This window comes from Anaerotignum sp. (assembly GCF_030625865.1).
GTDB lineage: Bacteria > Bacillota > Clostridia > Lachnospirales > Anaerotignaceae > Chakrabartyella.
Genome location: NZ_DAOUQB010000002.1, coordinates 1 through 22,825 on the forward strand (window position 1 = coordinate 1; position 22,825 = coordinate 22,825).

Annotated in this window: 26 protein-coding genes; 23 read left to right on the forward strand and 3 right to left on the reverse strand. The window is 39.9% G+C overall.

Annotation, left to right across the window (positions count from 1 at the left end; genetic code table 11):
* Together P9Q65_RS00920 and P9Q65_RS00925 are read right to left on the reverse strand one after the other, a co-directional pair.
* Nucleotides 1–602, reverse strand: a 602-nt coding sequence (locus tag P9Q65_RS00920; RefSeq protein WP_304507203.1) for a GDSL-type esterase/lipase family protein, incomplete at its 3' end; no start/stop codon positions are given.
* 16 nt (nucleotides 603–618) lie between these two features.
* Nucleotides 619–1,374 carry a LytR/AlgR family response regulator transcription factor gene (locus P9Q65_RS00925; RefSeq protein WP_304507204.1) on the reverse strand — a complete coding sequence of 252 codons (756 nt, stop codon included), beginning with the start codon at nucleotides 1,372–1,374 and terminating at the stop codon, nucleotides 619–621.
* A 109-nt stretch (nucleotides 1,375–1,483) separates the two neighbouring features.
* Between P9Q65_RS00925 and spoIIIAA the strand changes: the two genes are divergently transcribed.
* From spoIIIAA to recN, 19 genes are all read left to right on the forward strand, one after another.
* Nucleotides 1,484–2,419, forward strand: coding sequence for a stage III sporulation protein AA (gene spoIIIAA / locus P9Q65_RS00930; protein WP_304507205.1), 936 nt, complete (start codon nucleotides 1,484–1,486; stop codon nucleotides 2,417–2,419).
* 4 nt (nucleotides 2,420–2,423) lie between these two features.
* A complete protein-coding gene (locus tag P9Q65_RS00935) occupies nucleotides 2,424–2,945 on the forward strand; it encodes a stage III sporulation protein AB (protein ID WP_304507206.1) in 522 nt (173 codons plus the stop codon).
* A 22-nt stretch (nucleotides 2,946–2,967) separates the two neighbouring features.
* On the forward strand, nucleotides 2,968–3,162 hold the full coding sequence (spoIIIAC, locus tag P9Q65_RS00940; RefSeq protein ID WP_066051238.1) for a stage III sporulation protein AC: 195 nt from the start codon (nucleotides 2,968–2,970) through the stop codon (nucleotides 3,160–3,162).
* Between the two features lie 12 nt (nucleotides 3,163–3,174).
* Nucleotides 3,175–3,558, forward strand: coding sequence for a stage III sporulation protein AD (gene spoIIIAD, locus P9Q65_RS00945; protein ID WP_304507207.1), 384 nt, complete (start codon nucleotides 3,175–3,177; stop codon nucleotides 3,556–3,558).
* Between the two features lie 13 nt (nucleotides 3,559–3,571).
* Nucleotides 3,572–4,669, forward strand: a complete 1,098-nt coding sequence (locus tag P9Q65_RS00950; protein ID WP_304507208.1) for a stage III sporulation protein AE — start codon at nucleotides 3,572–3,574, stop codon at nucleotides 4,667–4,669.
* 14 nt (nucleotides 4,670–4,683) lie between these two features.
* On the forward strand, nucleotides 4,684–5,187 hold the full coding sequence (locus P9Q65_RS00955; protein ID WP_304507209.1) for a stage III sporulation protein AF: 504 nt from the start codon (nucleotides 4,684–4,686) through the stop codon (nucleotides 5,185–5,187).
* A gap of 20 nt (nucleotides 5,188–5,207) precedes the next feature.
* Entirely contained in the window at nucleotides 5,208–5,765 is a 558-nt protein-coding gene (locus tag P9Q65_RS00960; RefSeq protein ID WP_304507210.1) for a hypothetical protein, read from the forward strand.
* 12 nt (nucleotides 5,766–5,777) lie between these two features.
* Nucleotides 5,778–6,413, forward strand: coding sequence for a SpoIIIAH-like family protein (locus P9Q65_RS00965; protein WP_304507211.1), 636 nt, complete (start codon nucleotides 5,778–5,780; stop codon nucleotides 6,411–6,413).
* 460 nt (nucleotides 6,414–6,873) lie between these two features.
* On the forward strand, nucleotides 6,874–7,239 hold the full coding sequence (locus tag P9Q65_RS00970; RefSeq protein ID WP_304507212.1) for an Asp23/Gls24 family envelope stress response protein: 366 nt from the start codon (nucleotides 6,874–6,876) through the stop codon (nucleotides 7,237–7,239).
* Nucleotides 7,240–7,315: 76 nt separating this feature from the next.
* Complete coding sequence (gene nusB / locus P9Q65_RS00975; protein ID WP_304507213.1) at nucleotides 7,316–7,720, forward strand: transcription antitermination factor NusB; 405 nt, start codon at nucleotides 7,316–7,318, stop codon at nucleotides 7,718–7,720.
* A 181-nt stretch (nucleotides 7,721–7,901) separates the two neighbouring features.
* The gene (gene xseA, locus P9Q65_RS00980; RefSeq protein ID WP_304507214.1) at nucleotides 7,902–9,137 is read left to right on the forward strand and encodes an exodeoxyribonuclease VII large subunit; all 1,236 of its coding nucleotides are present in this window, start codon (nucleotides 7,902–7,904) and stop codon (nucleotides 9,135–9,137) included.
* Nucleotides 9,112–9,351 (forward strand): exodeoxyribonuclease VII small subunit, encoded by a 240-nt coding sequence (gene xseB, locus P9Q65_RS00985; protein WP_304507215.1) that lies wholly within the window; start codon nucleotides 9,112–9,114, stop codon nucleotides 9,349–9,351. Before xseA ends, xseB begins: the two co-directional genes overlap by 26 nt.
* On the forward strand, nucleotides 9,348–10,235 hold the full coding sequence (locus P9Q65_RS00990) for a polyprenyl synthetase family protein (RefSeq protein WP_304507216.1): 888 nt from the start codon (nucleotides 9,348–9,350) through the stop codon (nucleotides 10,233–10,235). Before xseB ends, P9Q65_RS00990 begins: the two co-directional genes overlap by 4 nt.
* A 34-nt stretch (nucleotides 10,236–10,269) precedes the next feature.
* Nucleotides 10,270–10,698, forward strand: a complete 429-nt coding sequence (locus P9Q65_RS00995) for a divergent PAP2 family protein (protein WP_304507217.1) — start codon at nucleotides 10,270–10,272, stop codon at nucleotides 10,696–10,698.
* A 23-nt stretch (nucleotides 10,699–10,721) separates the two neighbouring features.
* The gene (gene dxs, locus P9Q65_RS01000) at nucleotides 10,722–12,608 is read left to right on the forward strand and encodes a 1-deoxy-D-xylulose-5-phosphate synthase (protein ID WP_304507218.1); all 1,887 of its coding nucleotides are present in this window, start codon (nucleotides 10,722–10,724) and stop codon (nucleotides 12,606–12,608) included.
* Nucleotides 12,598–13,407, forward strand: coding sequence for a TlyA family RNA methyltransferase (locus tag P9Q65_RS01005; protein WP_304507219.1), 810 nt, complete (start codon nucleotides 12,598–12,600; stop codon nucleotides 13,405–13,407). The genes dxs and P9Q65_RS01005 overlap by 11 nt, the downstream gene beginning before the upstream one ends.
* A gap of 18 nt (nucleotides 13,408–13,425) precedes the next feature.
* A complete protein-coding gene (locus P9Q65_RS01010; protein ID WP_304507220.1) occupies nucleotides 13,426–14,277 on the forward strand; it encodes an NAD(+)/NADH kinase in 852 nt (283 codons plus the stop codon).
* Between the two features lie 27 nt (nucleotides 14,278–14,304).
* On the forward strand, nucleotides 14,305–14,760 hold the full coding sequence (locus tag P9Q65_RS01015; RefSeq protein WP_304507221.1) for an arginine repressor: 456 nt from the start codon (nucleotides 14,305–14,307) through the stop codon (nucleotides 14,758–14,760).
* Between the two features lie 24 nt (nucleotides 14,761–14,784).
* The gene (gene recN / locus P9Q65_RS01020; protein ID WP_304507222.1) at nucleotides 14,785–16,470 is read left to right on the forward strand and encodes a DNA repair protein RecN; all 1,686 of its coding nucleotides are present in this window, start codon (nucleotides 14,785–14,787) and stop codon (nucleotides 16,468–16,470) included.
* Between the two features lie 60 nt (nucleotides 16,471–16,530).
* On the opposite strand, the gene P9Q65_RS01025 is transcribed toward recN, so the two are convergent.
* A complete protein-coding gene (locus P9Q65_RS01025) occupies nucleotides 16,531–16,950 on the reverse strand; it encodes a helix-turn-helix domain-containing protein (RefSeq protein WP_304507223.1) in 420 nt (139 codons plus the stop codon).
* Nucleotides 16,951–17,234: 284 nt separating this feature from the next.
* Between P9Q65_RS01025 and nifS the strand changes: the two genes are divergently transcribed.
* The 4 genes from nifS to P9Q65_RS01045 all read left to right on the forward strand — a co-directional run bounded on the left by nifS (nucleotide 17,235) and on the right by P9Q65_RS01045 (nucleotide 22,622).
* On the forward strand, nucleotides 17,235–18,416 hold the full coding sequence (gene nifS, locus P9Q65_RS01030) for a cysteine desulfurase NifS (RefSeq protein WP_304507224.1): 1,182 nt from the start codon (nucleotides 17,235–17,237) through the stop codon (nucleotides 18,414–18,416).
* A 27-nt stretch (nucleotides 18,417–18,443) separates the two neighbouring features.
* Nucleotides 18,444–18,884 carry a Fe-S cluster assembly scaffold protein NifU gene (gene nifU, locus P9Q65_RS01035; protein ID WP_304507225.1) on the forward strand — a complete coding sequence of 147 codons (441 nt, stop codon included), beginning with the start codon at nucleotides 18,444–18,446 and terminating at the stop codon, nucleotides 18,882–18,884.
* Between the two features lie 390 nt (nucleotides 18,885–19,274).
* Nucleotides 19,275–21,353 carry an elongation factor G gene (gene fusA, locus P9Q65_RS01040; RefSeq protein WP_304507226.1) on the forward strand — a complete coding sequence of 693 codons (2,079 nt, stop codon included), beginning with the start codon at nucleotides 19,275–19,277 and terminating at the stop codon, nucleotides 21,351–21,353.
* A 408-nt stretch (nucleotides 21,354–21,761) separates the two neighbouring features.
* The gene (locus P9Q65_RS01045; RefSeq protein WP_304507227.1) at nucleotides 21,762–22,622 is read left to right on the forward strand and encodes an NAD(P)/FAD-dependent oxidoreductase; all 861 of its coding nucleotides are present in this window, start codon (nucleotides 21,762–21,764) and stop codon (nucleotides 22,620–22,622) included.
* Nucleotides 22,623–22,825: the final 203 nt, after the last annotated feature.

Below are 22,825 nucleotides of genomic sequence, written 5' to 3' on the forward strand. Positions count from 1 at the left end.
TTTGTTATAGTATCTCGAATCAATGGGTACAGTAATGCATAGCCCCTATTACTTAGATGAATACCATCAAATTGGAAGAAGTCTTCGAAGCCTTCTTCTTCTTTTTTTGCCCAAAGAGCGGAGAAAAAGTCAACCACAGGGCACTGATATTCTGCGGCAATCTTCTTTACTGATTCAGCATAAAGCTTCACTCGGTCTGTAGTAGTAAAAGGAAAAAAATCTGTATCTACTACAGGGGGAGGTGTAATGAAAATAGGAAGGGCTGTCCCGTTATTAAATTTCTTTTCATGTTGTAAAGAAAGTACAAGTTCGGTAATGGAACGCAAATTTTTTTCATATTCTATTAGTGGAAGGTAATAGCCTTCAACCAAGGAGCAATCGTTGGAACCAAAAAAAATGGTGACAATCTGAGGATTGAAAATCAGAACGTCCTGTTTAATACGCTCTAATGCATCCCTAGTTGTATCGCCATTGACACCTTTATTGATAATGCGCCACTTAGGAAAATCTTTCTTTAAACAGGCCGGAAATGCGACCTGATCCAAAACGCCATATCCGTAAGTAAGGCTGTCACCAAAAGCAACAATTGTAAAAGGATCCATAAGTTATATCTCCATTTCATTCAAGGTTGTTTGAAGTTATATCATCATCGGTTCCCGGGAAAAAGGGCAGAAGTGTTTTTTTATGGCTTCTGCTAGCAAAGGCTTCTTTGTCTGAATTGAAAAAGAAGATACCCCAAGGTTCCTTAGATTTATCCACAAAGGAAACATTCTCCAAATTGACGATAAAAGAACGGTGTGTTTGGACAAAGTTTTTGTCAGCAATCATGCTTCGCACCTGGTAAAGTGGGCATGGAACGTAAATAGCATCATTTTTAAGATGAATGATCGATTTTTTCATTGTGCTCTCAATATAAAGAATTTCACTGTATGGGAGATTATATAATCCCTTTGATGTATTAATCTGACAAAACTTGCGATCATCACAGTGTATTTTTTTGTACAGGCTCACATAGTAATGTAACAAGCTAGTTAATGCATCTTTCCTTTTATTGTCCAAGGGTAAGAGAAAACACTCACACGACCGCCAATGAACAAATGCCGTAATAAGGTATTCAATTTTGGTTGAAAAAAGCAATATAGGCGTGTGCTGGTGTTCATCACGATTTCGCAAGGTGAAAATTACGCTGCGAACAAGCATGATATCTTTTTCGAAGGAAAAAAAGAAACAGTCATATTTATGTTGTTCAAAAAGAGTGAACCATTCTTCTTTTGTACTGGCACAAGAAACATTTATTTGACCGCACTGATCACAAAAATCTTTCATTAATTCCTGTGTAGGTGCATCAAAAAAGCCTAGTAGAATCGAAAACATTTTGGCACCTCTCTAAATAATTTTTTAATGAGTATATCACAAAACATGAATAAAAAAAAGACATTTTGTTAATTTTTCGAAAAAATTGCAAGAGAAAGTCGGTGAAACAATGGAAATATTTGAAGAAGTTTGGAGATTATTGCCTTTTGATGTAAAAAACAGGCTAAAGGAGGAGACGACATTACGGAATGAGCAAATACAAGAAATACGACTCCGTGCTTTGAGACCGTTGTTTGTAAAAACAAATAAAAACAAATATTTTTTAAAGGATGGGGAGAAAGAATGGATCGTTTCAAGCCGGCATATTAAGGAAGCGGTGGAAAAATTGGGAGGGTACTCCTTATATGCCTTTGAAGAGGAATTGAAGCAGGGTTATCTGACGGTTTCCGGTGGACATCGTGTTGGTTTTTGCGGCAAAGCGGTTCTCGAGGGCGGAAAGGTAAAAACCCTTCGACAAATCAGCAGCTTAAACATTCGAATTGCTGGGGAGGTTAAGGGATGCGGTGAAGAGTGGATTCCCTATTTGTTTGAAAACAATGGGCTCTGTCATACGCTCATTGTATCTCCGCCCGGTTGCGGCAAAACAACGTTGTTGCGGGATATTATTCGTTGTTTAAGCTATGGTATCAATTGCAGAGAAAGCTATAACGTTGGTGTGGTAGATGAACGTGGTGAAATTGCAGCCATGAAAGACGGAGTGCCCCAAATGGATATAGGACCTTGTACGGATGTACAGGAAAACTGCCCCAAAGCTGAAGGAATGCTTTTTTTGCTTAGAAGTATGACCCCTGACATCATTGCCGTGGATGAGCTGGGAAAGGAGGCGGATTTTATGGGAGTTGAGGAATTACTTCATGGGGGTGTAACGCTGATTTCAACAGTTCATGGCAACGATATGGACGGGCTTTTAAAAAATACGAAGATGCAAACAATGCTTAAGAAAATGGAAAATGGCAGAGTTTTATTTCTTTCTAAAAGATGTGGGGTTGGAACGGTAGAGGAAATTTGGGATACGCAAGGTAAAAAACGGTTTGAAAGGAGGTAAAATCATGATTATTCAAGGCATCGGCGCATTTTTAATTGTATCAGCAACAACCTTGGTGGGGTTTGCTTTTGCCGCAAAGGAAAAATATCGGCGAAATGAGTTGGGCGAAATTGAACGGGGAATTTTGTTGATGAAAAATCAAATCTCATACTTGGGGACGCCGTTAGGGGAATTATTAGGGCAAATCAGCTGGAAAACTGAGGGTGTGGCTGGTCTGGCCTTTCAAGAAATCGCAAACCGAATGGAAGAAAGACAAGGAAATTCGGCAGAGGAAATTTGGGAAAGTACATGGGTAGAGGTGGGAAAAAAATCCTATTTGACTGCCGTAGATTTAGAAGAACTGACTGCCTTTGGCCGAACCCTTGGTTTTTTGGAAAAAGAACAGCAGGAAGGCAGTATGGATATGCTTTTGCATTATTTACGGGAAGTGCAGGAAAAAATCAGCAAACGCCTGGATAAAAATGGACGCTTATATTATAGCATGGGTGTGCTCAGTGGACTTTTGCTTGTAATTACACTGTTGTAAGCGTAAGGGGGAGGAGTAGGTTATGGAAATTAATATTGTATTTCGTATTGCAGCGGTGGGGATTTTGGTTGCAGTTTTGAATCAGGTTTTGATTCGAGCCGGCAGAGAAGAGCAAGCGATGATGACAACGTTAGCGGGCCTTGTGGTAGTTTTGTTTTGGGTAATTCAGTATATCAGTACCCTTTTTGAAACGGTACAGACGCTATTTCAATTGTAAGGGGGTTAGACCATGGAAATGGGGCGAATCATTGCGCTGGGGCTGGTGGCTACCATATTTGCGGTGATGCTGAAAAAGGAAAATCCGCAAATGAGCCTTTTGGTTTCTGCAGCGGCGGGAGTCCTGATCTTTTTTACGATTTGTACGCCCCTAAGCGGATTAATTGCACTGTTAAGGGATGCTGCGGAAAAAGCAGGTGTAGGCAGTGGTTATTTTGGAATTGTACTTAAGATTATTGGTATTGCCTACTTGGCGCAATTTGGGTCTCAGCTTTGCGCAGATGCTGGAGAAAGTGCCATTGCAGCTAAGGTTGAATTGGCGGGTAAAATTTTGATTATGGCAGCCTCTGCACCAGTTTTAACAGCACTTTTGGAATTAGTAATGAATTTAGTTTAGAGGGGGAGGGAGAATGAAAAAAATTATAATTATATTGTTCTTATTTTTAGGATTCCTACCCTCTCCTGTGTATGCAGAGGATTTATTGGAAAATCAATTGGATTCCTTAGATTTGGAAAATGTGGATGCTCGCCTAGATGACGGGACAAGCTTTTCATCTATGGTACGTAATATCATTTCAGGAGAATACTCTTTTTCCTTCAAAGATCTACCTGATACCATTGGCGAATTGGCTTTTGGGGAATTTAAGGCCCAGGGCCGTTTACTTACGCAATTACTTTTAGTTGTTATACTTAGTGCGGTGTTAAAGCAACTCAGCGGCTCCTTTCATGGGAAGTCAGTGGGGGAAATGGGATTTTATGTGTGCTATATGGTGTTAATTGTGGTGATTATCACTTCGTTTTATAGCCTTTCTTCTATAGTTGTGGAGAGGGTAGACCATATATGTAAAGTTTTTTTGGGTATGCTTCCGGCGTTTTTGGTGCTTTCTGTTTCCGGTGGGAATTTCACCCAAACAGCGCTCATGGGTCCCACCATTATGGGTGGTTCCACGGTGTTGACCTTTGGCATCAGAGATTTTATTATACCAGCCATTCTTCTGGCAGTGGCTTTGGAAATGGCAGATCATATTTCGGAGAAACCCATATTGTCTCGTTTTGCACAGTTATTTCGCCAAGGCATTTCTTGGGTATTAAAAGGAGCGGCCATTCTTTTTATGCTTTTACTGTCCCTTCAAAAGGTGGGTGGGGGTGCTTTGAATGGCCTTGCAGCAAAAACGGCAAGAATCGCCGTAGGTTCCGTACCTGTTGTGGGTGACGTCATGGGCGGTGCCGTGGAAACAGCGGCGGCGGTGGCGGGAACGCTAAAAAGCGGAACTTTGGCGGCGGCGGCAATTTTTCTGTTATTGTTGTGTATCCCATTGTTGGTAAAGCTTGCTGTAATCCTCTTGGTTTTTAAGGTGACAGCGGCAGCGGCAGAATTTATTTGTGAAGAACGATTGGTAGACTGTATTAGTGCAGCGGGGGATTATACAGCATTATTATTGGGGGTTGTTTTTCTTGCCGAAGGGATGTTTCTTTTTTCCGCCTTATTACTTTTAGGCGGTTTCTAGAAAGGAGAATTGGAATGATGGCGGCTTTAAGCGCATATATAAAAACTATAACGGCTTTGACCATTTTCTCTGCTTTGGCCTGTATGCTAATGCCTGATGGCTCCTTTCGAAAATATGTTGAGTTGGTTCTTGGTGTATTGGTATTAACTGCTGTTTTAAATCCGTTTTTACGAATCTTCGGTACCGATAAAGGATATATGGAGCTTGGCTTGCTTCAGAATCAGGCTCGTATGGAAAAATATTTTCTATCATCTGAGGAGTATGAGGAAATAGAACAGCAAAGGGTAACTGCGGCTTATGGTCAGGTGCTGGAGGATAGAGTCAAGGAAGACTTGGCACAAAAGTATCTCGATATTGAGTGGGTAAATATTACTTTTTGTCAAGATATTGATGATGAGGACTACGGCATGATAGACAGCATTGTAATTGGTTGTGCTGATGAAGATGCGGGAAAAATACAGACCTATGCCGCCAAAAGGTATGGATTGCCGGAAGAAGCGGTTTCTGTGGAAAAATGACGAAAGAAGGGTGACATAAGATGCAAAAAGACTTTTGGCGGGATTTGTTTCGCCCGGAAAATAAAAAGACAGGCAATAACATATTATTAGCACTATTGATTGGTGTGCTTCTTTTGGTTCTAGGAAAAACCCTTTTTCCTACGGAGAAAAAAGTGGCCGAAGCCAGCATTAAGGAACAAACAACGGAAGTACATAATTACAGTGAACAAGATATGGAAGGGCGTATGGCTGAAATCCTTTCCAAAATTCAAGGGGCGGGGCAGGTTGACGTAATGCTGACATTTTGTGCAAGTACAGAAAGTGTGGTGGCACATGAAGAAAAGACGGAGGAATCCCATTCTCAGGAAAGTGGAAAAACCAGTGAAGATTTGCGTAAGGAGTCAACTGTGGTAATGACAGAGGATGGAAATGGAAATACATCTCCTTTGGTCTTGATGGAGCATTCTCCCCAAGTGGAAGGTGTGGTGATTGTGGCAGAAGGCGGAGACAATGCCGTGGTTTGCGAAGCTTTAAGCAACGCGGCTCAGGCACTGCTGGATGTGCCGGCTCATAAAATCGCAATATTAAAAATGAAATAAGGGGGAAAAAAGATGTTTGTTATTAAAAGAAATCAGGTAGTGGTTACAGCACTGGCAGTTATGATTGCTGCGGCAGGGTATTTGAATTTTCAAGACAGCAAGGCCTCCCAGGAAACGAAAACGGCTTTGCAGCTTACAGAAGAAGGGGATGCGGCTGCTGTGATTACGGATTATGATACGTTACCGGATGACGTTTCTGCCAGTGAAATTGGATTGGATCCCATTACCGCAGAAGTTTCCGATACAACGGGAGATGGTGCGGCTGTATTTGTAAGTGCGGATGCTGCCCAGGATGGTTCTCAGTTTTTTGCCGAGGCAAAATTGGATAGAGAACAGGCAAGAGCTAAGGAAAAAGATATTTTAACGGAAATGATGAATAATGAAAATGTTAGTCAGGGGCAGAAGGACAAATGCAGTGACAGCATGTTGCAACTACAGCAAAGGATCGAAAAAGAGACGGCTGCGGAAGCAATGATTGAGTCAAAAGGCTTTGAGGAAGCGTATGTGCGTATCGACGACGAAACAGTTGACGTTGTGGTAGATAAGGAAACACTGACGGATGCAGAGGTTGCGCAGATTGAGGATATTGTAAAACGGAAAACAGGCTTTAAAGCGGATCAAATCAGAATAAATCCGTTAGTAAAGTAAAAGATATACTTATTCTTGTAAAGGCTTACTTAGATTTTCCTATTCCCGAGTTGCAATATTTTTGTATCAGACATGATTTTCAATACTAAAATAAAGGAAACAGACAATACTGTTTTTTTACAGAAGTTTGTTAAAGGCAAACAATATAATCTTGTTGTTAGGCGGTCAAAATAGAGACATTGATAAACCAAAAAACGGTTTTGCGGCTATAAAACGCAGGTATTCCATTACGTTTTTTTCATTGGGGACTTGACAAAAAAATGGCTGTGAAGCCGCTGTTGGGCATTTATGTTTTCTTATGATGACCGCTTAATTTTGTTTAATTATGTGTGATTAAAGGATGCATATTTATTTGCATCCTATTACTTTTTCTGGTATAATGAAACCCAATAATGCTTATTATGTATGAGCTTTCTATAAATGCATAGAATCATGTATAAAAAGACAGGAGGTATTGATAATGTCTGAAAATAAAACCACGGCAGGTCAAATTGAGATTGCTGATGAAGTGATCGGTGTCATAGCGGTTACTGCCGCACTGGAGGTTGAGGGTGTTTCTGGAAACACAACCAAAGCTTTAACAGAATTTTTTGGGAAAAAAGGGCAAACAAGATGCGTAAAGGTTGCAAAGGATGAGAACGAAGTGGTTCTTGATATGGATATCATCGTAAACTTTGGCACCAAAGTTCAAAATATTGCCGAAGAGGTGCAAAAAAAGATTAAAAATGCCGTTGAAACCATGACAGGGCTTGTTGTTCCTGTGGTAAATGTTTGTGTGACTGGCATTGTAAAAGAAAAAGCTACTAAGGTGCAAGAAGAGGAATAAACAGTGAGTTGTTGGGATACCACTCCAAATTACGGGGTGGTATTTGTCCTTTTTAATTTTGTGGAGGATTGAATTTATGAGCCGAAGAAGTGCCAGAAAAAATGCGTTTTTCCTGCTGTTCCAGATGGATTTTAATAAGGCGGAGGAATATGAACAGGTAAAAGAAATTTTCTTTGCGGAAAAAGAAGAACCTGTTGAGGTGGAAGATAAACAATTTATTTTAAGCGAGGTTGAAGGTACAAGAGGTCATTTAGAAGAAATTGATCTTATGATTGGGGAATGTGCAAAGGGCTGGAATATAGACAGAATGTCTAAGGTGGATTTGGCCATTCTTCGTTTAGCGGTATATGAGCTGTGCTTTAGCCAGGATACTCCTGTGGGTGTAGCCATAAATGAGGCTGTGGAATTGGCGAAAAAGTTTAGTTCGGATGAAGCCCCCGGTTTTATTAACGGCATCTTGGGTAAGGTGGCAGCAAGATAAAGGGTTGTTTAAAAAATCCGGAACTGAAAAGACTTATCTTTTTTGGTAGGTTTATTGTTAATTGTTCTTAGTTTGAATAAAACTATAAAACCATGGGTGAAAATAGAATGAATTAAAAGGAATTGTTTGTGTTTGCTGTTGTGCAAGCAGAGAGCCGTTTTTGTTTTAAAGGAGCGTGCTTATGATTGAGCCAAAGGTTTTTTCGGTAGGACAAATAAACAGATATATCAAAAACCTGATGGAGAACGATTTCATCTTGAGCAGCCTTTTGGTAAAAGGTGAAATCTCTAATTTTAAAGCACATTCAGGTGGACATTTTTATTTCAGCTTAAAGGATGCTACAGGCGCAATTTCCTGCGTAATGTTTAAGCAAGATGCATTTCGCTTGCCTTTTTTGCCTGAAAACGGTATGAGTGTCATTTTGTACGGCCATGTTTCTTTATATGAAAAAACGGGGCAATATCAGCTGTATGCCGAAATGATGGAGCCGGCGGGCATTGGTTCCTTGCAAATTGCATTTGAACAGCTGAAGCGGAAGCTTGAGGAAGAAGGCCTGTTTGATCAGGATTTTAAAAGAGAAATTCCGTCTCATATAGAAACCGTAGGCGTAATCACATCACCTACGGGAGCAGCGGTGAGAGATATTATTCAAATTATAAAACGTAGGGATCCAAGGGTGAAAATCGCTATTTTTCCAGCATTGGTACAAGGGGAAAGAGCCGCTGACGATATAGTGCAAGCCTTGAAACTTGCGAATGCGTGGGGAAAGGCAGAGGTAATTATTCTTGGTCGCGGCGGTGGTTCTATCGAGGATTTGTGGGCATTTAATGAAGAAAAGGTTGCCAGAGCTATTTTTGCCTCGGAAACACCAGTTATTTCCGCTGTGGGACATGAAACGGATTTTACCATTGCGGATTTTGTTTCCGACTTACGGGCACCTACTCCCTCTGCTGCTGCAGAATTGGCTACACAGCCTTTATTGCAAAAAGTAGAAGAGGTAATGCAGCTTGAAAACCACCTGCAAAGAAATGTTATCGCGATTTTGGAGGATGCCAAACGCAGGCTGTTATATATAAAAGAGCGCCCTGTTTTAAAACGTCCTTTGGAGCGAATTCATAACACCCAGCTTCTTTTGGATAGAATTGTGTTTGACATGATAAAAGGGACTGACCAAAAGCTGATGCGCTGTGGAGAAAAGATTGGAGCCCTTGATGCAAGGTTGCATGCCTCCTCTCCTTTTGCTGTTATGAAGCGTGGATATTTGATAGCTATGAAAGAAAATGAAAAAACAATTGTTTCTGTGAACCAAGTTGGTGTTGGGGAAGAATTTCGTTTGAGACTTCAGGATGGATATATCAAAGCAAAGGTACTGGAAAAGGCGGTGATGGCTCGTGGCGAAGAAGAAACGGACATTTGAAGAATCCATACAAAGGCTGGAGGAAATTGTGGAACGGCTGGAAACGGAAGAGGTTTCCTTGGATGAGGCTGTGGCTTTTTATAAAGAAGGAATGGTTCTTTCTGCATTTTGCAAGGAAAAGCTAACGAGTGCGGAAGGCGAGATTTTGCTTTTGCGCAAGGAAGCGGGCTTGTGGCAGGAGGAACCTTTTCAAACGAAGGAGCAGGAGTTATGACTGAACTAAAAGAACAAATGAACCAATGGATTGCATATATCGAAGCAAAATTGGAAGATTTTATTCCCAAGCAGGAGCAGTTTCCCCCTATTATTTTTGAGGCCATGAGATATAGTCTTTTTGCCGGAGGAAAACGCCTACGCCCCATGATGGTTTTGGCGGCCTGTGAAGCCGTTGGCGGTGATCGAGAGGAAGGAGTGCCTTTTGCTTGCGCTATGGAAATGATTCATACCTATTCCTTAATCCACGATGACCTACCTGCTATGGATAACGATGATTACCGCCGAGGAAGGTTGACGAATCATAAGGTTTTTGGTGAGGATATGGCAATTCTTGCAGGAGATGGCTTGTTGCACAATGCTATGGAAATCATGGCAGATGCTTGTTGCTTGAATCCTTGCCAAAAAACAACAGGAGCCATGCAGGCCATTGCCCACGGCGCAGGAATTCACGGAATGCTGGTAGGTCAAGTGGTGGATGTATTTTATGAAGGCAAGACGTTAGATGGAAAGACCTTGGATTTTATCCATATTAATAAAACAGCAGCCATGATTTGTGCAGCTTTAAAAGCAGGAGCTATTTTGGGCGGCGCAACAGAAACAGTTATCGGGAAATTTGCCCTTGCCGGGGAGAAAATCGGCGTGGCATTTCAGATATTAGATGATATTTTAGATGTGACAAGCACCATGGAAGAGTTAGGTAAGCCCATTCATAGTGACGAAAAAAATGAGAAAAAAACTTATGTAGATTTATATGGTATTGAGAAATCCAGAGAAATTGCTTGCAAGCTTTCAGATGAGGCAATGGCCATTTGGTTGGAACTGGGGGAAAGCTGTGATTTTTTAAGAGATTTAACCGAATACTTGACAAAAAGAACCTATTAATTATTTGGGACGACGTAAGAAAGAAGATGGGAGTATGGGGTTTTCTAAAATCGCATATAACATGCCTTTATGGGCGGCGATCATATCATGGGCAATTGCCCAAGGATCAAAAATAATTTTGACTTTTATTACAGAAAAACGCTTTGATGCTACCAGAATTGTGGGAACAGGCGGTATGCCAAGCTCCCATACGTCCTTGGTTATGGCGCTGGCTATTAGCATCGGAAAGTATAATGGTTTTGACTCTCCTTTATTTGCAGTTGCTTTGATTTTTTCTTTTGTTGTGATGTATGATGCGGCAGGAATTAGAAGAGCGGCAGGAAAACAGGCTGAAATTATTAATATGCTGATTATAAAGCACCAGGTTCCTGATATGGAAAAGCTGAAAGAACTTTTAGGGCATACACCATTAGAAGTTTTTGTGGGAGGCATTTTGGGAATTGCGGTAGGTCTTTTGGTATAAGATTGATGAGAGCAGGTGAATTTGTGGGAGGACTATTGGATAGAATCCAGACCACCGGAGATATAAAAAAATTTAAAAAAGAAGAGTTGGACCCCCTTTGCAGAGAGTTGCGACGGTTTTTACTGCAAAATGTCTGCAAGACGGGGGGGCATTTGGCGTCAAACCTAGGGGTAGTAGAGTTGACGGTGGCGTTAGAATACATCTTCAATCTTCCGGAGGATAAAATCGTATGGGATGTTGGGCATCAAGCCTATATTCATAAGATATTGACAGGGAGAAAAACTGGTTTTTCTTCTTTAAGACAATTAGATGGTCTAAGCGGTTTTCCTAAACCAAATGAAAGTGAAGCGGATGCGTTTGCGGCCGGGCATAGCTCTACTTCTATTTCGGCGGCGCTGGGGATTGCCAAGGCAAGAGATTTACAAGGCAAGAAGAATAATGTAATAGCCCTAATTGGCGACGGCTCTATGACAGGCGGCCTTGCCTATGAGGCGTTGAATAATGCAGGACGGGAAAAAACAAATTTTATTGTTATTCTCAATGATAACCAGATGTCCATTGACAATAATGTAGGGGCAATCAGTAAACACTTAAACACCCTGCGTACAAGCAACCGTTATCGTATGCTCAAGGACAACTTTAAGCAATTTCGCGATCAAGTTCCCCTTTTAGGAAAAGCAACTTACTTGGTTTTGGAAAAAGTTCGGGACAGTGCAAAGGTTTTATTTTTAGAAGGTGCTGTGTTTGAGGAATTCGGATTTAAATATATTGGTCCTGTAGATGGTCATAATTTAGAAGAAATGCTGGAAATTTTTCAAAATGTAAAGGATACGAAAGAACCTATATTAATTCATATTAAAACAACCAAAGGGAAAGGATATTTGCCGGCGGAGAAAAGCCCGGGACATTTTCATGGTGTTGGGCCTTTTGATATAAAAACGGGAAACGGGGTTGGAAAAAGCGGTGGCTTAAGCTGGTCTGCAGTTTTTGGCAAAAAAATGGTGGAATTGGGGAAGCATAATCCCAATGTGGTAGGAATTACGGCTGCCATGTGTAGTGGCACGGGCCTTGAGGCTTTTCAAGCTACATTCCCCAAGCGTTTTTTCGACGTCGCCATTGCTGAACAGCATGGGACTACATTTGCCGCAGGATTGGCGAGCCAAGGTATGGTGCCGGTGTTTGCGGTGTATTCTTCTTTTTTGCAACGGGCATATGATCAAGTAATTCATGATGTCTGTATGGAAAACCTGCATGTTGTATTTGCCATCGATCGTGCCGGAGTTGTTGGTGCCGATGGAGAAACGCATCAGGGGGTTTTTGACCTTTCCTTTTTGACGCACATTCCCAATATGACGGTATTATCCCCCAAAAATGCTTGGGAATTAGAAGAAATGTTGGAGTTTGCAGTGAATGTTTGTAAGGGTCCCGTTGCTGTGCGCTATCCCAGGGGAACGGCAGATATGGATTTTGTCGAACATAAACAGCCTATTCAATTTGGGAAAGCAGAAGTAATACAAAAAGGAAAAGGCATTGCCATATTAGCCGAAGGTCATATGCTTCAAGCAGCAAAGGGAGCGGCAGAGCGATTGGTGGAAGATGGCTTGGACGCACCTATGCTTGTAAATATGCGTTTTATTTCTCCTTTGGATGAGGAATTATTAAAGGGAATTACATTGGATTGTGATCAAATTTTTACTGTAGAAGATAATCTTCGAAAAGGTGGGTTTGGCTCAAAGGTTTTGGAATTTTACAGTGATGGCGGTTATCAGGTTTCCATCACCAACTTGGCTTTTCCGGATAAGTTTATTGAGCAAGGAACCCAGGGCCAATTGTTTGCCCGTTATGGGTTGGATGGCGAAGGTATTTACAGGAAAATGAAAGAAAAAATAGGAGAAGGCTATGGCAGATAAAGAAAGACTTGATGTCTTGTTGGTAGAGAAAAATTTGGCAACATCCAGAGAACTGGCAAAAGCATATATTATGGCAGGAAACGTATACGTTGAAGGAATGAAAGAAGATAAAGCGGGTACAAAAATTCCTGTTACAGCCAACATTGAGCTTAGGGCTCCCAAGATGAAATATGTTAGCCGTGGGGGCTACAAGCTGGAAAAGGCCATTGATGAATTTGGAATTTCTCTGGATGGAAAAATTTGTTTGGATATCGGAGCTTCAACGGGAGGCTTTACCGATTGTATGCTGCAAAATGGTGCTGCAAAGGTTTATGCCGTGGACGTTGGTTATGGTCAATTTGCATGGAAGCTGCGGAATGATGAGCGAGTGGTTTGTTTGGAAAAAACCAATGTTCGCTATATTACCCACGAACAAGTGCCTGATGAAGGAGATTTTGCATCCATTGATGTTTCTTTTATATCCCTAACCAAGGTATTGCCGGCGGTTTTAGGAGTAATGCAGGAAGAAGGCCGACTTGTATGTCTGATTAAACCGCAATTCGAGGCGGGAAGAGAAAAAGTTGGAAAAAAAGGAGTGGTAAAGGATATTGGGGTGCATAAGGAGGTAATCGAAACCATTGCAAATTATGCATTAGAGCAGGGGCTTGGGATTTTAGGTCTTAGCTTCTCACCCATAAAAGGTCCCGAAGGGAATATTGAATATTTAATTTATTTAGATAAAAAACATCAAGGGGTGTCAAGGGAGGAGGTACATTTCCTTATAGAAGATGTTGTGGGGAAATCCCATGAAGTGCTTTGATGGGAAATGAGGTGGTCAATGAAAAAAATCGGAATAGTTCCCAATATTGATAAGGATAAAGATCTGGCTGTAACAAAGCGTTTGGTAAGACACATATTAGAAAAGGGCTGTATTCCCCAACTATCGGAAAAAATTGCAGAGCTGGCAGGATTGGAAATGTACGCCAGAAAGGAGTATGAAATTTACGAACATTCGGACTTTATCATCTCTCTTGGGGGAGATGGAACCATATTGGGCGTGGGAAGAAAAGTCTGTCAATATAATATACCCATATTGGGGATAAACCTAGGTACACTGGGTTTTTTAACGGCAGAGGAAAAAAATAGAGCCGAATACGCCATTGATAGAGTCCTAATGGGGGATTATAAAAAAGAAAAAAGAATGATGCTTCAAACCTCAATTGCAACGGATAATGGCCGTATTGACGGCATTAATGCCCTGAATGATATTTGCATTACCCGGGGTTTATTATATAAAATTTTGGAGTTTAATGTATTTGTCAATGATGAATATGTCAATACTTTACGGGCAGATGGTGTTATTATTTGTACGCCAACGGGATCTACGGCATATAATCTTTCCGCAGGAGGACCGGTTCTTAAGGCGGATGCGCAAATTATCGCAATTACCCCCATTGCACCTCATACCTTGACCAGCCGATCTATCGTAGTTTCGGCGGATGATGTGGTTACAGTGGAGATTAATCCTCGTGAAGATACCGCTTTTACCATTAGTGCCGATGGTCAGGATAGCTGGAGTTTAACGGGGAAAAAAGTTGTGCAAATACGCAGGGCGCCGGTTTACACCACAATCATAAAAACAAATTCGCAGAACTTTTACGATGTTTTGCGCCATAAATTATCAAAATAAAGACATAAGAAAAAGGAGGCGTGGGCCATGAAGATTGCTAGACATGCAAAAATTCTTGAATTAATTGAAAATTATGATATTGAAACGCAGGATGAATTGGCGCAAAGGTTGTGTGATGAAGGTTTTATGGTTACACAGGCTACAGTATCCAGAGATATACGCGAGATGAAGCTGACAAAAATTGCAACGGAAAAGGGACGTCAAAAATATGCGGTAATTTCAGGCAATGATACGGAAATTACCGAAAGGTTAACACGCGTGTTTAAGGAAGCCGTAATTAAGATGGACTATGCCCAAAATATGATTGTTATTAAAACCTTGGAAGGGATGGGCATGGCAGTTGCTGTAGCCTTGGACAATATGCAAAATACAGAAATTTTAGGTACCATTGCGGGGGATGATACTGTTTTTTGCGTGGTTCGAACCCACAATCAGGCTGCCATTATTATTGAAAAGCTGTATCGTATCATTCATAGTGCATAAGGACCGATAAAGGGGGAATGGCCTATGCTGGAAAATTTACATATTAAAAATGTAGCGTTAATTGAGGAGTGTCAAGTCTCTTTTGGCAAAGGGTTAAATATTCTAACCGGAGAAACCGGTGCGGGTAAATCCATGCTAATTGACTCTCTTCAATTTGCGTTGGGCGGAAGAATGGGGAAGGATTTTTTGCGAAAAGAGCAAAAAATGGCCTTAGTTGAAGCACTTTTTTCAGTAAAGGATAGAAATTTTTCTTGCAGACTTGAGGAAAGTGGAATAGAGCCTGAAGAGGACGGAACTTTATTAATTAGCCGAACTTTGAACGATGCGGGCAAGTCAGTTTGCCGGATTAACGGCAGCATTGTAACCATAAGTATGCTACGGGAACTGGCTGCCGATTTAATCGATATTTATGGACAGCATGAGCACCAATCCCTTTTAAACCCATCAAAGCACATTCGTCTATTAGATCGGTTTTGCACCGGTGAGTTTGATGAGGTGATGTCGGTTTACAAGAAAAGTTTTGAAAAGCGAAAAGAAATTGATAAACAGTTGGAAGAACTTATGGGAGACGAGGCCCAAAGGGAACAGCGTTTGGATATTTTAAATTTTCAAAAGGAAGAAATTGAAAACGCGGCTTTATCTGTTGAAGAAGAAGAAGAATTAACTGAGAAAAAAAAGCGATTGACGCATATGGAGCGTTTAATGCGCTTAACGAGTGAAAGTGCCAGCCTTTTGTATGATGGAACGGATGACCTGCCTTCTGCCTGTGATAATCTAAGTGTTGCTGTTGCCAAGCTTCGGGAGTGCATAACTTTGGATTCAACTTTAGAGGGCTATTATAGTGGTCTTGAAGATGTCTATGCAAAGCTGGAGGACATTTCAAGAGAAGTGAAGAGATATGCCCAAAATTTAGAGGATGACCCAGCTGAATTAGAAATGGTGGAGGAGAGACTCCAAATTATATATAAAATGAAGCGTAAATATGGTGGAAGCATAGAGGCTGCCTTAGATTTTTATGCGAAAATCACAAAGGAAATTGCGTTTTTCTCGAACAGTCAAGAAAGGGTTATCCAATTAACTGCTGAGAGAGAGAAGGAACAGCACATTTTGGAATTAAGTGGTAAGCAGCTAACAGCTTTGCGTCAGGAAGCGGCAGAGAGGGTTGCCAAACAAATTGAGGATTCTTTGAAGGATATGGAAATGAAGAATGCCAGATTTTATATACAGGTGGTGTCCCGGGATGATTGGAATGCAACGGGTAAGGATAAGGTTGAATTTTTGATCTCTGCCAATAAGGGGGAAGATTTAAAGCCTCTTGCCAAGATTGCCTCCGGTGGAGAAATGAGTCGTGTTATGCTGGCCTTAAAATCTGTTTTGGTGGATGCGGATGAAATTGAAACATTTATCTTTGATGAGATTGATACAGGTGTCAGTGGTAGAACCGCTGCAAAAGTCGGAAAAAAGATGAGTGTTATTGGCGAAAAACGGCAGATTCTTTGTATCACTCATTTACCCCAAATTGCTGCTATGGCAGACAAACATTTTCTTATTGAGAAACAAACAAAGAAAGAACAAACTATAACTAGGGTGAAAAATCTGGATGAGATGGCTTCTGTTGAGGAAGTCGCACGTCTTATGGGCAGCACAAATATAACTGCAGCTACGTTAACTGCTGCGAAAGAATTGCGTGAAGGGAAAAAAGGTTCGTGATATGAAATAAAAATAAACGGTATTTTTCTTTGAGGAAAATACCGTTTATTTTTTTTATAACTATAGTTTAAAATCTTTGGGTTTTTGTGCCACCTGCAAGGAAGAGTTTTGAAATCCATAAACATCCACATAAGGGTCTTCATAAGAATTTTCTTGCCGATTTAAAAGCCATTGAATATAAAGAAGCAACTCTTTTCTTCCTCTTTCCTCCAATATTTCAAAATATTTAATGAATGTTTCGTAATCGTCTGCCTTTTTATCAGATTCATATGGACGACGAATTTCATTTACCCCTAAAAGATAATCCATGGAAACGTTAAAAATAGAAGCGATTTTTTTTAAGTCGGTAATGGAAGGCTGGTTATGACCGGATTCATAATTTGAAATAGCGGTTGCACCGTAAGCTAATTCTTTTGCCAAAGCCGCTTGTGTCATTTTTTTTTCTTTTCTCAGTTGTTTGAGCCTTTCGTGAAATTCCATAGAAACACCTCATTTAGCAAAGGGAATATAATAGTATAAAGCAAAATGTCATAAAATGATTATAAAGTGAAAATCGACAGTGCGAAAGATAAATCCATAAAAAAGGAACAATAAATGAAAAAAACCATGGTTTATGGATGTAATCCCATAATAAATGATATTATTTGTGACTTATGTCAGATTATTCATAAAATCTATTGACAAACTATAAAAAAAATGATATTTTTAACACATAAAACATATAGGAATACTATGATATAAAAATTGGCGAGAGGAGCATTTTTATGGCAACTAAAATATATATGGACAATGCAGCAACAACACCTGTAAGGGAAGAAGTATTTCAGACAATACTTCCCTATTTTAAAGACTATTATGGCAATGCATCCAGTGTGTACAGTATTGCAAAAGAAAGCAAAAAAGCATTGGAAAAGGCAAGAGAACAGGTAGCAAAGGGAATTGGAGCAAAAACCGAGGAAATTTATTTTACTGCCGGCGGTTCCGAGAGTGACAATATGGCTCTTCGTGGGGTTGCAGAAGCATTGAGAGGGAAAGGTAACCACATCATTACAACAAAAATTGAGCATCATGCGATCTTGCATACTTGTGAATATTTGGAAAAAAATGGCTATGAGGTGACCTATTTACCTGTAGATGAGTTTGGCAAGATTCGTTTGGAAGAACTTGAAAAAAGTATTCGCCCGGAAACAATTTTAATATCTGTAATGTTTGCGAATAATGAAATCGGAACCATTCAACCTATCGCAGAAATTGGAAGAATTGCCGAAAAGCATGGTGTTGTATTTCATACGGATGCGGTGCAAGCAGTTGGCCACGTCCCCATTAACGTGGATGAGATGAAAATTGATTTGCTCTCTATGAGTGGTCATAAGTTAGGGGCTCCAAAAGGTATCGGTGCCATTTATATTCGCAAAGGGATCTCTATAGAGCCTTTGATTTTTGGAGGTGCACAGGAAAAGAAAAAACGTGCTGGGACAGAAAACATTCCGGGTATTGTTGGATTAGGAAAAGCGGTAGAATTGGCAACTGCAGAAATGGATGTTGAAACAAAACGTTTGCTTCAGTTGAGAGATAAATTGATTACCGGCATTTTGGAAAATGTTCCTTATAGCCGTTTAAATGGACACCCAACTGACAGACTACCAGGCAACTGTAATATTTCTTTTTCTTATATCGAGGGAGAGTCTATGCTGCTATTATTGGATGCTTTTGGAATTGCAGCTTCCAGTGGGTCTGCCTGTACCTCGGGTTCTTTAGATCCTTCCCATGTTTTGATGGCAATTGGTTTACCTCATGAAATTGCCCATGGTTCTTTAAGATTAACATTAGATCGCATGAATACAGAGGAAGAAATTGATTTTGTATTGAAAAAAGTTCCTGAAATTGTTCAAAAATTAAGGGATATGTCACCATTATACGAGGAAGTTACCAACAAAAAAGCATAAGATTAAACAACTAAGGAGGAAACTCATATGGAATACAGCGAAAAAGTAATGGACCATTTTATGAACCCTAGAAATGTTGGCGTTATTGAGGATGCAAGCGGGGTAGGACAGGTAGGCAATGCCAAATGCGGCGACATTATGAAAGTATATTTGAAAATAGAAGGTGGACGGATTTTGGACGCAAAATTTAAAACCTTTGGTTGCGGTGCTGCTGTAGCAACAAGTTCAATGGCAACTGAATTGGTGAAAGGAAAAACAATTCAGGAGGCCTTAGAAGTAACTAACAAGGCTGTTATGGAGGCATTAGACGGATTACCTCCTGTGAAAGTGCACTGTTCCTGTCTTGCAGAAGAAGCACTGCATGCAGCTTTGTGGGATTATGCTGAAAAAAATGAAATTGAAATTCAAGGTTTGAAGCCTCCGGTGGAGGATATTGATGAATTACACCATCATGAATTGAAAGAATAAAAGACTTTAAAAGGGGGTGGCTATATTTTTATAGCTGCCCTTTTTTGAGATGAAGATGAATGATGCTTCTGTAATTTGGATAATAAGAAAACGGTCATGGTATGAAAAAATGAAGATTAATTATTATTTTATATGCTTAAAAAAGAATGCGCCGATATTTATGAGAAATTACCAAATATATACAACTTAATTTTGAAAAACTTACAATAAATAAGCCTTGTTTCAGTGTAAAGTGACGAATGTTTTTTTTGGTATTTAATTATAAAGGAAAATCAATACAAGTGAAGAAAGATAATAAATGTATATATTGTGAAATAAATATAACTTGTGTAAGCGTATATACAAAAAAGGCATTTTCGCCATTAAAAATTGAATCAGGAGGTTGGTATTATGAAAAATTACACTGCAGACAAAGTAAGAAACGTAGTTCTATTGGGTCACAGCGGTTCCGGTAAGACAACATATGCCGAAGCAGCTCTTTTCTTCTCCGGTGCGACAAAGCGCTTTGGGAAAGTGGATGAGGGCAATACCGTTAGTGACTATGAAGCAGAAGAAATTCGTCGTAAGGTATCAATCAATACATCTGTATTACCCGTTGAGTGGCAGGATACAAAAATCAACTTCCTAGATACACCAGGTTATTTTGATTTTGTTGCGGAAGGAAAATTGGCAATGAGTGTTGCCGATACAGCACTTATTATGGTTTCAGCAAAATCAGGCGTTGAGGTTGGAACAGAAAAAGCATGGGAGTATACGGAAGAAACGAATCTCCCAAGGATTTTTTTTGTAAACCAAATGGATGACGAAAATGCAGACTTTGAAAAAACGTTGGCAGATTTAAGAAGCAATTTTGGTAAGGCAGTTGCACCATTGCAAATTCCTTTTAATGATGAAAATGGTCAATTTATTGGGTTTATTAATCTGATTAAAAAAGATGCAAGAAAGAAAGTTAACGGCAAATTGCAGCCTTGTGAGGTTCCTGCCGATAAAGTTGATGAAGTAGAGGTTCTCCGTTCTATGTTGGTAGAAGTAGCTGCCGAGAGCAGTGAAGAATTGATGGAGAAGTTCTTTAATGATATAGAACTGACTGAAGAAGAAATTTATGACGGTTTGCTTGTAGGTATTGAGAATCGGAGTATTTCACCGGTTATGTGTGGCTCGGCAACATTGGGCTATGGCGTAAAATTATTGATGAATACAATCGTAAGATTTACACCTCCTGCAATGGAGGCAAAGAAAAATTTCCATGCATTTATTGATGGGACGGATACTGTCCTATGCAGTTCAGAAGATGAAACTTTTTCCGCATTTGTGTTTAAAACGATTTCTGACCCTTATATCGGTCGTTTGAATTTATTTAGAGTAATGACAGGAAAATTGGATACTTCTACCAGTATTTATAACGTTGAAAAAGATACCCTTGAAAAGGTTAGCCATATTTATATTGTAAGAGGCAAGGAACAAATTGAAGTAAAAGAGCTGCATACAGGTGATATTGGTGCGTTAGCGAAACTTACAAACACATCCACACAGGATACACTGGCTGCAAAAGAAAATCCTATTTTGATCCCAAAACTGCCTTTGCCAAGCTCTGTTCTTTCCATGGCAATTCAACCTAAGGGAAAAGGGGATGAGGATAAGCTTTCTGCCGCATTGACAAAAATCAGAGAAGAAGATCCTACGCTTAAGATGGAAGTAAACAAAGAAACAAAGCAGACACTTCTATATGGGATTGGAGAACAGCAGTTTGATGTAATGGTAAATAAATTGAAAACAAAATATAAAATTGAGGTTGACTTGTTAGATCCAATTATTCCTTTTAGAGAAACGATTAAGGCAAAGACTTCTGTAAGAGGGCGTTATAAGAAACAATCCGGTGGACACGGTCAGTTTGGCGATATTGTTATGGAATTTGAGCCCAGTGGTGATATGTCTGTGCCTTATGTATTTGAGGAGAAAGTTTTCGGGGGTTCTGTACCCAAGCAGTATTTCCCTGCAGTTGAAAAAGGCTTGCAGGAATGTGTTTTAAGTGGAGTTTTGGCAGGTTATCCCGTTGTTGGTTTAAAGGCAACCTTGACTGATGGTTCCTATCATCCTGTAGATTCCTCCGAAATGGCATTTAAGATGGCAACTGCCGTTGCTTTCAAAGAGGGTATTCCTCAGGCAAAACCCACTTTGCTGGAGCCCATTGAGCATGTTGAGGTGCTGGTTCCCGAAAGATACATGGGCGATATTATGGGTGATATTAATAAGCGACGTGGACGTATTTTGAGTATGGATGCAGCCGGGAGTAAAAAATGTATTATTGCAGAAGTTCCTGCTTCAGAAATGCATAAATATGCTACTGATTTACGCTCTTTGACACAAAGCCGTGGTGAATATAAACATTATTTTGAACGTTATGAAGAAGCTCCAATGGAAATTCAGAAAAAAATAATTGAAGTCAGAGCAGCAGAAAAAGAAAAGTAATTTATAATTATTGAATGTTTTACAGACACAAGCCATGGAAAAACAAAGAAATCTTCGTTTTTTCATGGTAAGTGTCTATTTTTGTTTATGGTTGATATAACATTTGCTATTATAAATGTTTTGTCGTAAATATAAAGGATGATTACGTGCAAAAGGCACTGACAAATTCGTGATTTTATGTTAGAATAATTGAAACCTTAGGAAAATATTGGGATAGAATATTTTTTTGAAGGGAACAATAAATGATATGAATATCATGATTTAAGATTCATCATCTTTGTTACGTAATTAGCTTATTGTTAGGTATTCATTTATTTGAGCCTTAATTTTTCCTTTGATTTGGAATGACTTGTTGAGAAATGAGAAATATAGCTTTTGATTGGTTTAAAAAAGTTAGGAGGTTTTAATATGCTAGATGTTGCAATTATTGGCGGTGGACCCGCAGCCCTATCTGCTGCACTAAACTGTCGTCAGCGGAATAAAACGGTTTGTATTTTCGGAAGAAGCTTGGACAGTTCCTTATTATATGCCGCAGAAAAAGTGGATAACTATTTGGGATTGCCGGATGTTAATGGAGAAGAGATGTTAAATCGTTTCTATTCCCATGCTGTAAAAAATGGGGTAGAGTTTCAGGAATGCCGTGTTACCCAAGTTTTAAATGTTGGTGAGCATTATATGATTAATGCAGAGAATAATTTCATTGAAGCAAAAGCCATTATTTTGGCTACCGGACTTAGCAAAAGCAAGGGGATTTCCGGCGAGATGGATTATCTGGGTAAGGGCGTTAGTTACTGCGCAACTTGCGATGGGATGCTGTATCGTGACAAAAAGGTTGTGGTTGTGAGTGAAAACGAGGAAGGCGAAGCAGAAGCAAACTTTTTGGCAGATATATGTAAAGAAGTGATTTATATTCCGTTATATAAAAATATTCTATATCTGAAGGAAAATGTGACGGTTTTGGAAGCAAAGCCCAAGGCAGTCATTGGCGGTGGAGATAAGCTAACAGCTTTGGAAACAGATAAAGATACAATAACTTGTGATGGTATTTTCTTTGCAAAGAATACCATGCCTCCGGATAGTTTGATTTTCGGATTAAAAACAGATGGTAAAAATATTGAGGTTGATCGGCATATGGCTACAAATTTACCTCGTGTTTATGCGGCGGGAGATTGTACCGGTGCACCATACCAGATTGCCAAGGCGGTTGGGGAAGGTTTGGTTGCTGCGTTGTCCGCTGTTTCAGATATCGACCAAATGAAGAAAGAATAATAGACTCCCTCTAGGCATTACAAAGGAATGGGGCAATATAAATGATATTGCCCCTCAGGGTGTCGATAAAGTCGACACCCTTTGAAAAAAGTTCAGTTCCTTCAAGCTTTTTTCAAGTTAGCAGAGGACAAATAGATGTGTTCCTGCGACCAAAAGGTCTTGAAACGCCCTATTTTCCTCGGATGGGCAAAGCTCATCCTGCG